This is a genomic window from Sphingomonas brevis (assembly GCF_023516505.1).
In the GTDB taxonomy this organism is placed as follows: Bacteria; Pseudomonadota; Alphaproteobacteria; order Sphingomonadales; family Sphingomonadaceae; genus Sphingomicrobium; species Sphingomicrobium breve.
Map to the genome: position 1 here is coordinate 258,145 of NZ_JAMGBB010000001.1, position 12,503 is coordinate 270,647.

Annotated in this window: 9 protein-coding genes, 2 tRNA genes and 1 pseudogene; 6 read left to right on the forward strand and 6 right to left on the reverse strand. The window is 64.6% G+C overall.

What is annotated here, in order from left to right; genetic code table 11:
• Nucleotides 1-90: 90 nt before the first annotated feature.
• The 4 genes from LZ518_RS01425 to LZ518_RS01440 all read right to left on the reverse strand — a co-directional run bounded on the left by LZ518_RS01425 (nt 91) and on the right by LZ518_RS01440 (nt 3,007).
• Nucleotides 91-864, reverse strand: coding sequence for an SDR family NAD(P)-dependent oxidoreductase (locus LZ518_RS01425; protein ID WP_249914276.1), 774 nt, complete (start codon nt 862-864; stop codon nt 91-93).
• 10 nt (nt 865-874) lie between these two features.
• Nucleotides 875-2,377, reverse strand: a complete 1,503-nt coding sequence (locus tag LZ518_RS01430) for a carboxylesterase/lipase family protein (protein WP_249914277.1) — start codon at nt 2,375-2,377, stop codon at nt 875-877.
• A 128-nt stretch (nt 2,378-2,505) separates the two neighbouring features.
• Nucleotides 2,506-2,581 (reverse strand) — tRNA-Ala (locus LZ518_RS01435).
• Nucleotides 2,582-2,689: 108 nt separating this feature from the next.
• Nucleotides 2,690-3,007, reverse strand: coding sequence for a TIGR02300 family protein (locus LZ518_RS01440; protein WP_249914278.1), 318 nt, complete (start codon nt 3,005-3,007; stop codon nt 2,690-2,692).
• A gap of 140 nt (nt 3,008-3,147) precedes the next feature.
• Between LZ518_RS01440 and LZ518_RS01445 the strand changes: the two genes are divergently transcribed.
• Nucleotides 3,148-3,777 (forward strand): (d)CMP kinase, encoded by a 630-nt coding sequence (locus LZ518_RS01445; RefSeq protein WP_249916464.1) that lies wholly within the window; start codon nt 3,148-3,150, stop codon nt 3,775-3,777.
• Here the strand turns inward: LZ518_RS01445 and LZ518_RS01450 are convergent.
• Both LZ518_RS01450 and corA read right to left on the reverse strand, forming a co-directional pair.
• Nucleotides 3,763-5,145 carry an RNB domain-containing ribonuclease gene (locus LZ518_RS01450; RefSeq protein WP_249914279.1) on the reverse strand — a complete coding sequence of 461 codons (1,383 nt, stop codon included), beginning with the start codon at nt 5,143-5,145 and terminating at the stop codon, nt 3,763-3,765. The two genes, LZ518_RS01445 and LZ518_RS01450, sit on opposite strands and share 15 nt — an antisense overlap.
• Nucleotides 5,146-5,180: 35 nt before the next feature.
• Complete coding sequence (corA, locus tag LZ518_RS01455) at nt 5,181-6,152, reverse strand: magnesium/cobalt transporter CorA (RefSeq protein ID WP_249914280.1); 972 nt, start codon at nt 6,150-6,152, stop codon at nt 5,181-5,183.
• A 568-nt stretch (nt 6,153-6,720) separates the two neighbouring features.
• Here corA and rpsA point away from each other — a divergent pair.
• The 5 genes and pseudogenes from rpsA to LZ518_RS01480 form a co-directional block, all read left to right on the forward strand.
• Nucleotides 6,721-8,418: pseudogene (gene rpsA / locus LZ518_RS01460) on the forward strand (30S ribosomal protein S1); the annotation flags it as partial.
• A gap of 391 nt (nt 8,419-8,809) precedes the next feature.
• Nucleotides 8,810-9,106, forward strand: a complete 297-nt coding sequence (locus LZ518_RS01465; RefSeq protein WP_249914281.1) for an integration host factor subunit beta — start codon at nt 8,810-8,812, stop codon at nt 9,104-9,106.
• Nucleotides 9,107-9,202: 96 nt separating this feature from the next.
• Nucleotides 9,203-9,289, forward strand: a tRNA-Leu gene (locus tag LZ518_RS01470).
• Nucleotides 9,290-9,410: 121 nt separating this feature from the next.
• Nucleotides 9,411-10,715, forward strand: a complete 1,305-nt coding sequence (locus tag LZ518_RS01475; RefSeq protein ID WP_249914282.1) for a sugar-transfer associated ATP-grasp domain-containing protein — start codon at nt 9,411-9,413, stop codon at nt 10,713-10,715.
• Between the two features lie 147 nt (nt 10,716-10,862).
• Complete coding sequence (locus LZ518_RS01480) at nt 10,863-12,410, forward strand: putative bifunctional diguanylate cyclase/phosphodiesterase (protein WP_249914283.1); 1,548 nt, start codon at nt 10,863-10,865, stop codon at nt 12,408-12,410.
• Nucleotides 12,411-12,503: the final 93 nt, after the last annotated feature.

Consider the following 12,503-nt stretch of genomic DNA (forward strand, 5'->3'; position numbering starts at 1 on the left):
TTTGCGAAGCTGTCTGATAGGTCAAATGGGACCTATCTGAAAGGTATAAGGGTGTGCAGATCGGCAATTTGGGTTTGCCGATCAGCGATCTCACCAGCAGCTGTAGCCACCATCGACGAGCACGATGCTGCCGGTCATCAGGCTCGCTGCCTCGGACGCCAGGAACAGGGCGACGGTGGCCACTTCCGCCGGCTCACCGAGGCGGCCCATCGGAGTCCCGTCGATCCAGCGACGGTACATTTCGCCTTCCTTGTCGGCGAAAGCATTGAGCGGGGTCGCGATATAGGTCGGGGCGACGGCGTTGACCCGCACCCCGCGGCTAGCCCATTCCGCGGCCAGCGACCTGGTCAACTGATGAACCGCGGCCTTGGAGGCGTTGTAATAGCTTTGCGGCTGCGGCCGGTTGACGATGAAGCCGCTCATCGAGCCGATATTGACGATCGCGCCGCTGCCGGCGGCGAGCATATGCTTGCCGAAAGCGCGGGCGCACCAGAAGGTGCCGTTCAAATTGACATCGAGGACATTGAGCCAATGTTCGTCGGCGACATCCTCGGCGGCGGTTTCGCTGCGAGCGATGCCGGCGTTGTTGACGAGCACGTCGATCCTGCCATGCCGCCGCACCACATCATCGGCGAGGCGCGTCACCTCGCCGGAATGAGTCACGTCCAGCAGCTCGGCTTCGACGACATATCCCTTGCCGGCGAGGTCACCGACCGCGTGGTCGAGGGCGACCGGGTCGCGATCCGCAATAATCGTCTCGGCGCCTGCCTCGGCCAGCGCTTCGGCAATCGCCAGGCCGATCCCCTGGGCACCGCCGGTAACGAGCGCGATGCGGCCGTCGAGCCGGAATTTCTCGAGATACATGGCGGCTTTCCTAAGGAATCAGCGCGGCGGCCGGCATCACCGGCTCATGGATCGTCTCGTCCGAGCCCAGCAGGTGCACGTTGCGATTCCGGGCATCGAATTCCGGCCAGGGCAGCGATCCGTCAGTGGCGAAATCGACCCACAGTTGGTGAATTCGGTCGGCCAAAGCTTCCGGCGGATCCTCGCCGGCGATGCCGTGCGGCCCCTTCGCGACGTCGAGCGTCTTGAACACGAACGGCAGTTCCATCCCGTGGCAGGCCCCCAACTCGCCTCCGCAAGCCGGCGAGCGCCAGTCAAACTCGTAGAAATGGGTGCGGCCCCGATGCGCTTCGGCGAAACTGCGCGCCGGCCAGCGGAACACCATGTCGGTCATCGCATCGGTCATCGCATGCCCGGCCTTCTTCTCACCGAGGCCATAGCTCTTGAGCGCCGTCCGGGCATCGGGATGCGATTTGCCGACCAGCCATTTGGCAAGGAAGCTGGGAATCCTGGTCCGGACCTTGGTCGGGACGAAATAGAGGTTCATTTCCTCGCTGTTGGTGCCGATCAGCAAGTCGATGTCCTTGCCGACGCCCTTGTTCAGCAAGTCGACCGGCTTTTCCGGAAGTACGTCATCGCCATAGACCGGGACGAAGCGGCTGATCCCGAATACCGGCTCATGTCCTTCCTCGTCGCGCAGATCGATCCCTGGAAACGGCTTTGACACCTTCTCCATCGCCGCCCATCCGCGCTCAGGGCTGATGGTTCGAAAGCCGTCGGCGGTCGGCTCTATCTTGAGAATCCTGGCCAGCTTGCGGACCAGTCGCTGGGCAATTTGGATATTGCGGACCATCCGGCCATGGCCGCTCCCGACGATCGCTCGCCGGAACAGCCCTTCGGCCAGCGGGGAAGCGACCAGGTTCGCGATCGCCATGGCTCCGGCGGACTCGCCGAAGACCGTCACATTGGCTGGATCGCCGCCAAATTGGGCGATGTTGTCCTGCACCCATTTCAGCGCCGCCAACATGTCGCGCAGGCCGAGGTTGGTTGGAATGCCCGGAATCGGCAGAAAGCCGTCGATCCCCAGTCGATAGTTGATCGCCACGCACACCACGCCCGATCGGGCGAAAGATGTGCCATCGCTGATTGGAGCATCCTTGCTTCCGACCACGAAGCCGCCGCCATGGATCCAGACCATGACCGGCCGATCAGAGGCATCCTGGGGCGCCCAAATATTGAGAGCCAGGAAATCCTCGCCGCGCTCAAGCCCGTCGCCGATCAGAGGGACAATGTCGATCTCCGGAAAGGCCCTGAGTTTCTGGTAGGAACTGGGCCCAGGCCGGGTCGCATCGCGCACACCTTCCCACGGTTCAACCGGCTGAGGCTCGCGGAAGCGATTTTCGCCTGACGGCGGTGCTGCATAGGGTATGCCGAGTAACCGGCAGATGCCGTCGCGGCAAAAGCCCTGTACCCAGCCTGCCGCGGTGCGGCGGACATGATGCGGGGCGGGATCGAGGTTGGCTGGCGCGCTCATGCGCGGCTTATAACGGCCCGGCCGGCCGAACCGAGCCATTCGGCTGTGCCGAGCGGATCAATTGTTTTGCAGTGGGCGCGCCAATGCGGCGCTGCTTCGGGCAGCGCCCGTGCCTATCGTCTTGGAAATGGTGGAGCCGAGGGGGATCGAACCCCTGACCTCTGCAATGCCATTGCAGCGCTCTCCCAGCTGAGCTACGGCCCCGTCCGTTTTCCCGCCAAGGCATGCTCGACGGGTCTGGTGGACGCGCCCTTTAGGGGATCGATTCCCGTCTGCCAACGGGAAATTCACACCCCCAGGGCGCTTATTCGATCAGCTTTCCTCGTCTTCGTCGCCCGTCGCGACGCCCAGGTCGTCCTCGCCGGTCTGCAGGTCGACTTCGTCGTCGGCGCTGGGCTCTTCATCCTCGTCTGGCACCAGCTCTTCAGCGGCCAGATCCTCGTCGGCTTCCTTTGCCTTGTCGGGCTGGGCGACCTCGAACGGCAGCGGCTGCTTCGACTTCAGCACCGGCTCGGGCAGCCAGGCATTGCCGCAGTTGATGCAGGTGACCGGGTCTTCTTTGCCCAGGTCGTAGAAGCGGGTCGAGCATTTGGGGCAAGTGCGCTTGGTGCCCCATTCGGGATTGACCATTGGGTCATCACTCCATTCATGTTCGTTGGCGTGTGTAGGTGGCGGTCGCCGCAAAGGGGCGGCCGTCGATCGGCGGGCGCCTTGCCATAGCGCAATGCCCCTGTCAAAGCGCCGCTTCCATGAGCTCTTCCGCCAGCCCCATCGTCATCGCCGTCGACGGCCCCGCGGCCAGCGGCAAGGGCACCATCGCCCGCGCGCTCGCCAGGCATTTCGGCTTGCCGCACATGGATACCGGCATGCTCTATCGTGCGGTGGCCCTGTCCATGTTCAGGTTCGGCGGCGATCCGGGCAACGAGTTCGAAGCAGTCCGTGCCTGCGAAGGGGTAGCCCAGGTCGATCCGGGCGATCCCGAGCTGCGCAGCGAGGCGGTGAGCGCCATCGCCAGCCGCATCTCGGCCTATCCCGGCGTTCGTTCCGCCCTGCTCGAACGGCAGCGCGGTTTCGCCGCGAGCAGCGACGGCGCGGTTCTCGACGGCCGCGACATCGGGACGGTGATCGCGCCCCACGCCTCGGCCAAGCTGTTCGTCACCGCCTCTCCCGAGGTCCGCGCCCAACGCCGGGTGCGCGAGCTGCTCGAGCGCGGCATGCCGGGTCATTACGAGGATGTGCTGATCGACATTCGCGCCCGCGACGAGCGCGACAGCCATCGTCAGGCCGCGCCACTCAAGCAGGCGAGCGATGCCGATCTGCTCGACACCAGCGACATGGATATTGACGAGGCGATCGCCGCGGCGATCCGGTTGGTCGAGGCGCGGCTAGCCCACGCCTGAGAAATGCACGGTTCGCGTGGCCGGATCGGCCGCGTCCAGCCGCACCTTGAGCTCATTTCCCGCTACCAGCGACTTGTCCTTTAGCCGGGCGATGACCGGCGGCGAGCAAATCTGGATCCGCGCGCCGCGCTGATCGGTGTCGGTCACCACCGCCTCGAATGTTTCGCCCTCGCGGCCCTGAAGCGCCACGGCTTCGGCCAGGTCGACCACCGCCCGGTTTATCTGGCCAGCCAGCCCGTCGGCCCGGGCCATCACCTTCGGCAGTAGCTCGAACGCCGCCGTCGCACGTTCGGGCACCGGCCGGCCGTCGGCGATCGCCAATGCCGTCTCGACCACGAAGCGGTCGGCAAGCCGCCTGAGCGGCGCGGTGGCATGGGCATAGGTCGCCGCGACCGCCGAGTGCCATGGCATCACCCCCTCGCGGTACGGTTCATAGGCCGCGCCCGGACTTGCCCTGCGGATGGCGATCATCAGCGCCGCCTGGTTATGGTCCTCGGGGCTCAGCCGATGCTCAAGTTGCTGCAGCGGCTCTTTCTTGGGCCAGTCGATGCCGAGCGCCTTGGCGGTATGGTGCAGCCTTCTAACTGCCCACTCCATCGGCTCGTCCATTGTCCTGAACAGCCCGGTCCTGGCCTTCAGCATCGCATCCGCCACCGCCAGGTTGGCCGCCAGCGAAAGCGCCGCATTCCTCTGTTCGGCCCAGCTCTGCGGCCGGAAACGCAGGCGATAGCAGCCGTCCTCGGTGACCACTTCCTGTTCCGGGGGTTCGACCCGCGCCCCGCCGCGCGCCACCTCGGCCGCCTCGACCCTGCGCGCAAACTCGCCGAAGCCGGCCGGTAGCTGGTCCTCGGTCGCCGTCTCATAGGCGAGCTTGGCTCGGCTGCGGATCAGGGCCCGCTCGACGCCCTCGAGCCGCGCTACCCCGGCGGTGTCGAGCCGCACCGTGAACACTACCGCCGGCCGCTCTCCGTCGGGCAGCAGGCTGGCCGCATCCTCGCTGAGTGCGGTCGGATAGAGCGAAACCTTGCCGTCGGGCAGATATTGCGACGTGCCGCGCACCCAGGCTTCACCGTCCATCGCGCCGCCGTCAGGCACGAACCAGCCGACGTCGGCGATCGCATAATGCAGCAGCAAGTCGCTTCCCGCCGCCTCGATCGCGAAGGCCTGGTCAAGGTCGCGCGATGCCGCCGGGTCTAACGTCACGAAGGGCAGGGAAGTGCGGTCGATATGCTGGTCGGGCGTTCGCCTCGCCACCACTTCGGCCTCGGCCGTCACTGCTGGCGGAAAGCCCGTCGACAGCTGGAACTGGGTCCAGATCGCCTCCAGCCCGTCTTTCAGTACGCATTGCGGGTCGACGACGGTGCGCAATTATGCAGCCATTGCCGTCTGCGCGCGGTGGCTCATCATAGCCAGCCGACTTTTCGGAACTGCCGATAGAGCAACCCGCACGACACCGCGATCAGCGCCAGGATGACATAATAGCCGTACCAAACCTGCGTCTCCGGCATGTTGGAGAAGTTCATGCCGTAAATGCCGGCGATCGCGGTCGGCACCGCCAATATCGCCGCCCAGGCCGCCAGCTGCCGCGTGATGGTGCCCTGCCGCTGCTGCTCCAGCAGCGTCGACAGCTCGAACACGGATGTTAGCACGTCGCGCAGGCCATCTACCCGGATCTGAACCCGCCGGATGTGGTCCTGGACGTCGCGGAAATAGTGCCGCGCCTCGGTGTCGATGCACGGCAGTTCGCCGCGCGCCAGTTTCTGCGCAACCTCGCCCATCGGACCCAATACGCGCTGGAAGCGGATCAGCTCCCGCCGGACGGTAAAGATGCGATTGATCTCCGACCGGTTGAGGAAACTGTCGATGGCCTTGGCCTCCATCTCCAGCACTTCCTCTTCAAGGTCCTCGATCAGCGGCAGATAGCCGTCGATGATGTAGTCGAGGATGGCGTGCAGCAGGTAATCGACGCCGTGAGCCAGCAGACGCGGCGATTTCTCAAGCTGCTCGCGAAGCGCGGTGTGGGCCCGCTTGGATCCGTGGCGGACGCTGATGATATGGCTGCGGCCGATGAAGATTGCGGTCTCGCCATAATCGATATGATCGCCGTCGGTGAGCTGCGCCGTGCGCGCAACGACGAACAGCTGGTCGTCATAGATGTCGATTTTCGGCAGCTGGCCGCCCTTGAGCGCATCCTCGACCGCCAGCGGGTGGAGGTCGTAGCAGTCGGCCAGCTTGTGCATTTCCTCTTCGGTCGGGTCGGCCAGGCCGATCCACACGAACTCGTCTTTCGTCGCCGCGCAGTCGACGTTCTCGTCGATCGTCACCGGCCGAACCCGGTGCCCGTCCCGATAGAGATATGCGGCGACGACTGGCATTGGCCTTGAGCCTCCGAGCGCAGGGTAGCGCATGCCATGGCATGCGCAAGCTGCGCGTAGAGAAGGCGCAAGCCGGCCAGCGGCCCGCGCAGCGGAGCCGACTGACGGCGCGGATTCACTCCGCGCCGGCGAGGCCCGTCACGGGAGTAAATCCCGTGACGTCGGTCACGCCTCGCTTCGCGACTTATGCCGCTCGCTCGCATGCCGGCCGGGGCTCGGCATGTCTTCGCGCTAGCTCCCGAATGCTTCACATTCGCTCGCTTGCTCTCGCTGCCTCACTCCCTTGCCCTCTTACACCCCTTCCGCTAAGGGGCGCCCCATCCAGCGGGAGGTGAGTTTCCCCTTCTGGATGCCCGCTAAAGTCAGCGAGCTTGCAGGCAAGGCGATAAGCCGGGGCCTCATGCTTGCATTTCGGACGGCGGCATCCGGCAAGGTTCATCGCCCAAGGATATCGCGCCAGCATGGGGTTGGCGGGATGGATCAAAGGGTTTCCAGGTCCGCCATATGGTAGCCCGGCCAAAGTGGCCGGCGGCGGCATGAAAGTCCGAAGTTCGAAAGTTATTATTGCATGGCCACTACGGCATTTCCGAGCCGCGACGATTTCGCGGCACTCCTCAATGAATCACTTGGCGGCGAAAACGAGACCTTCGAAGGCAAGGTCGTCAAGGGCATCGTCACCGCCATCGAGAATGATCTCGCGGTCATCGACGTTGGGCTGAAGAGCGAGGGCCGCGTTGCGCTCCGCGAATTCGCCGCGCCGGGCCAGAAGGCCGAGATCGCCGTCGGCGACGAAGTCGAAGTGTTCGTCGACCGCGTCGAGAACGCTCAGGGCGAAGCGATGCTGAGCCGCGACCGCGCTCGCCGCGAAGCCGCCTGGGACAAGCTGGAGAAGGAATTCGAAAAGGGCGAGCGCGTCGACGGCGTGATCTTCGGCCGGGTCAAGGGCGGCTTCACCGTCGACCTGGGCGGCGCCGTGGCCTTCCTGCCCGGCAGCCAGGTCGACATCCGCCCGGTCCGCGACGTTCAGCCGCTGATGGACCTGCCGCAGCCGTTCCAGATCCTGAAGATGGACCGCCGCCGCGGAAACATCGTCGTGTCGCGCCGCGCGATCCTCGAGGAAACACGCGCCGAGCAGCGTTCGGGCCTGATCCAGACCCTGGCCGAGGGCCAGGTGATCGACGGCGTCGTCAAGAACATCACCGACTATGGCGCCTTCGTCGACCTGGGCGGTATCGACGGCCTGCTGCACGTCACCGACATCAGCTACAAGCGTGTCCAGCACCCGAGCGAGATCATCGCCATCGGCGATACCGTCAAGGTGCAGATCATCCGCATCAACCGCGACACCCAGCGTATTTCGCTCGGCATGAAGCAGCTTGAATCGGATCCGTGGGAAGGCGCCGCCGCCAAATATCCGGTCGATGGCGTGTTCACCGGCCGAGTCACCAACATCACCGAATATGGCGCCTTCGTCGAGCTGGAGCCGGGCATCGAAGGCCTAGTCCACGTCAGCGAAATGAGCTGGACCAAGAAGAACGTCCACCCGGGCAAGATCGTCTCGACCAGCCAGGAAGTCGAAGTGAAGGTGCTGGAAGTCGACGAAGAGAAGCGCCGGATTTCGCTCGGCCTCAAGCAGGCCCAGTCGAACCCCTGGACCGACTTCGCCGACAAGCATCCGGTCGGCTCGACCGTCGAAGGCGAAGTCAAGAATGCGACCGAGTTCGGCCTGTTCATCGGCCTCGACGGCGACGTCGACGGCATGGTCCACATGTCGGACATCGCCTGGGGCGTTTCGGGCGAGGAAGCCCTGGCGCTTCACCGCAAGGGCGAGACCGTCCAGGCGGTGGTGCTCGACGTCGATGTCGAAAAGGAGCGCATCTCGCTCGGCATGAAGCAGCTTGAGCGCGGCGGCGTCGCGGTCGGCGGCGGTGCCTCGAGCGGCGGCGTCAACAAGGGCGAGACGGTCACCGTCTCGGTGCTCGAGGTCCGCGACGGCGGCCTTGAAGTCCAGGTCGGCGATGATGGTGCCACGGGCTTCATCAAGCGCACCGACCTTGGCCGCGACCGCGACGAGCAGCGTCCGGAGCGGTTCCAGATCGGCCAGAAGTTCGACGCCCTGGTGATCGGCTTCGACCGGTCGAAGAAGCCCAACTTCTCTATCAAGGCGCTGCAGATCGCCGAAGAGAAGCAGGCGGTTGCCCAGTACGGCTCGTCCGACAGCGGCGCTTCGCTCGGCGACATCCTCGGCGCTGCTCTGAAGGAAAAGGCTGCGAAGACCGAGCCCAAGGCCGAAAAGGCCGAAGCCAAGCCGAAGAAGGCCAAGGCCGAAGCAGTTGACGCCGCTCCGGAAGCGGAAGCTGTCGAAGCGGATGCCAAGCCGAAGAAGGCCAAGGCCGCCAAGGCCGAAAAGGCCGAGGCTGCTCCAGCTGAAGCCGAAGCCGTTCCGGCCGAGGCCGAAACCGCTGACGCCAGCGAGGCTGACGGCGAGTAAGCAAGCCATTGCCGTAGTGGACTTTTTGTCCCACCGCGGAACGAACAGGAAGGGCGCGGGTGCAGCGATGCATCTGCGCCCTTTTCCTTTCCGCATCGTGCTGATAGGCAATGCGCGAGCGCCGGGGGGCGGCGACACAAACCATTGATTTCAAAGCGGGGCCTCGATGATCCGTTCCGAGCTGGTGCAGAAGCTGTGCAGCGATTTTCCCGACCTCTCGCAGCGCGAGGTCGAAAATGTCGTCGCTGCGCTGTTCGATTCCATTACCGACCAGCTGGCCAAGGGCGGCCGCGTCGAGTTGCGCGGCTTTGGCGCCTTCTCGACCCGCCAGCGCGATGCCCGCACCGGCCGCAATCCGCGCACCGGCGAAGCGGTCGAGGTCGACGCCAAGCGTGTGCCATATTTCAAGCCGGGCAAGGAAATGCGCGAACGGCTGAACTTAAGCGGCGAAGTCGCCGAATAGTTGAACTCCCGCCGGTCCAGCGGCAGGAGATGCAATCCTTGGTAGAGACCTTGATTCACGTTCCGGGCTGGCCCAGCCTGAAACGATCAAGGTTCTGCGGACGTGGCGAAATTGGTAGACGCACGGGACTTAAAATCCCTTGCCCTTCGGGGTGTGCGGGTTCGAGTCCCGCCGTCCGCACCAGCTTTACCCGCAGCCGATCCGGGGGATCGGCGAGGACAAAGCTCCGTAGCCGAGCGGGGCAATCAGGCTGCCGATCCGGGGGACAGGCGCGCGTTGCGATGAGTTCGGGCCTTCCTGCGAAATGACGAATTCGATGTCCGAAGCCAACGATCAGATCGTCACCCTCAAGGCGGCGCAAAAGTCCACCTATCGCGTGGCCGGAGTTCCGGTGATCCTGCGCCGAGCTTTCGCGTCCAAGCCAACCGACGCGCTGGAGCTGATGCGCGCCGCCTATGCCCGCAACTATTTCCGCACGGTCTCGGCAATCGACCGGCGGCGCGCGCTGCGCGCGCTGGTGACCTGGCCCTTCGTTTTCGTCAGTCATCTATGGATTTACGCGCGGCTAAATGGCCGGATCGTCGCCGATCGTTACGGGCGCTCGATACCGGCGCAGGTGGCAGACCAGGTCCGGCTTTATTTGCGCCACGGAATCCTGCCGCGCTGGTATTATATCTTTTCGCTCTACGAGGAGCGGCCGCGGAGACACGCCCGCGATTTTCTGAACCGGTTTGAGACCAAGCTGGCAATTTTCCGGCTGATCAATTGGCCGGGCACCTCCCCGCTCAACGACAAGGCCAAATTTGCCGCCCATTGCCTGGCGAACGGGATCGACTCAGTGCCGTTGATACTTATCGCCCGCGACCGGCAGCTCGATTGGCTTGGCGCGGAAAAGCATCAACTGCCCCCCCGGGACTTGTTCATCAAGCCGCTCAATGCCCGCGGCGGGAAGGGCGCCGAGCGTTGGGACCATGCCGGCGGCGGAGTCTTCACGTCGACCGGCGGGAAAACCGCCAGTTCGGCCGAGCTTGTGGCGCGGCTGCTCGAAGAATCGGAGTCGATCCCTCGCCTCGTTCAACCCCGGATGGTCAATCATCCGGCCATTGCCGACCTTAGCAACGGCGCCCTCAGCACCGCGCGGATCATGACCTGCCTCGATGAAAAGGGTGGGGCGGAGGTGGTCGCGGCCGTCTTTCGGATGGCGATCGGCCGAAATACAGTCGTCGACAATATCCATGCCGGCGGCATCGCCGCCGAAGTCGGCCTCACCGACGGCAAGCTGGGCCCGGCCAGCAATCTCGGCGACGATGTCCGCCTTGGCTGGCTTTCGACCCATCCAGACACCGGTGCTGCGATCGAGGGACGGACGCTACCCCTGTGGCGTGAAGCCTGCCTGTTGGCGGTCAGCGCACATAAGGCCTTTTCCGACCGCACGGTGATCGGCTGGGACATCGCCATCACGGCGGATGGGCCGATGCTGGTCGAGGGAAATAGCGGCCCCGATGTCGACCTGTTGCAGCGTCCGATGCGCCGCGGACTCGGCGCCGGCCGGCTTGGCGAGTTGATCGCCTTCCACCTGGTCAAGCGCGGAATCTCACCGCCGCTTTAAGTTTTGGCCTTAATCCGCCGATACTGTCGCCAATGTGGAGAAAAAATTAAGTAATCCACATTAAATCATTATGTCGTGGGCAGTAATTCGTCACGGCGGTCCGCGTCGCGGGACTGGAGTAAATCGCTCGCCAACGCCAGGCGGGACGTGCTGGTCCTTGCTGTCCTCATTGCCGCCGTCGTCCTTCTGATCTGGAACGGCAGCGAGATTTTCCAACAGCTAAGCTTTGCCCGCAAGGGACTTGAGGCCGACCTCAAGGTCGCGGTGACTGCGCTGACCCTCAATGTCGCGCTGATCCTGTTCGGCTGGCGCCGCTATGTCGACCTGATTCATGAAGCCGAGGCGCGCAAGGAAGGCGAAGCCCGTGCCGCGCTGATCGCCTCGACCGACGGCATGACCGGCCTGCTCAACCGCAAGGGCTTTGCCGACCGCGGCGAGGAGCTTCGCCAGCAGGCGGTCGAGCAGGGCCAGCAGCTGATCATTTTTTCGCTGCAACTCAATCGTTTCAAGGCGATCAACGACCGCCACGGCTACGATGTCGGTGACAAGGCGCTGCGGATGATCGCGGCGTCACTCGAGCAATTGTCGGCCGACAGCCACCTTGTCGCCCGCCTCGCCGGCGATGAGTTCGCGATCGCGCTGGCAGCTCCGGCCGAGAAGGTTTTGGAGGCGGAACAGCATGGTGGGCGGCTGCTCCGCGCCGTCACACGGCCGATGGAAGCCGAAGGCCGGCTGGTCCAGGTCGGCGCCTACGTCGGCATCGCCGCATCCAATCCCGCCGAAGGCCAGATCCCAGACCTGCTCCGGCGCGCCGACATCGCGCTCGACCGGGCAAAGTCGAGCTGCTCGGCGCGGCCCGTATGGTTCGACGAAAGCATGGAGCGCGCCCTGATCGTCCATAGCGAGATCGAGCAGGGCATCCGCTACGGTCTCGACCACGGTCAGTTCATTCCTTATTTCGAGCCGCAGGTCGATCTTCTTACTGGCGAAATCATCGGCTTCGAGGTGCTCGCCCGCTGGAATCATGCGTTGAGCGGCCTGGTCGAGCCGGACCGCTTCATCCCCGTCGCGGAAGAGCATGGCCTGATCGGGCGCCTGTCGGAGCAGGTCATCCTCGCCGCGCTTACCCAGGCTGCGAGCTGGGACCCGTCGATCAAGCTGTCGGTCAACATTTCCCCCACCCAGCTTACCGACAGCTGGCTGGCGCAGCGTATCGTCCGGCTGCTGGCCGAGGCCGGTTTCCCGGCCGAACGACTGGTGGTCGAAATTACCGAAAGCTCGCTGTTCGCCGATCTGGAGCTCGCCCGCGCCATCGTCACCAGCCTCAAGAACCAGGGCATTCGCCTGGCGCTCGACGATTTCGGCACCGGCTTCTCGTCGCTCGCCCATCTGCGCTCACTGCCGTTCGACGTAATCAAGATCGACCGCAGCTTCGTGTCGACCCTGTCGACCGATCCGGAAAGCGCGGCCATCGTCCGTGCCGTCACCACCCTGGCCGAGGCGATACGCGTGCCGGTCACTGTCGAGGGCATCGAAGACGCCGCCACGCATGCCGCCGTCGCCGGTTTCGGCTGCGCGGTCGGGCAGGGCTGGTATTTCGGCAAGCCAATGAGCGGCGATCAGGCCGCTGCGCTGCTGCGTTCACGTCAGGCAACTCCGGCAGACGAACAGCCTGCCGCTCGCCAGGCAGGCTAACCCAGCCATCGCAATCCGACCGCCGTCCCGGCTTGGGACGGACGGATCAATGCGCCCTATCCGGGCATTGATGCCATGGTAAAAATGGCATTA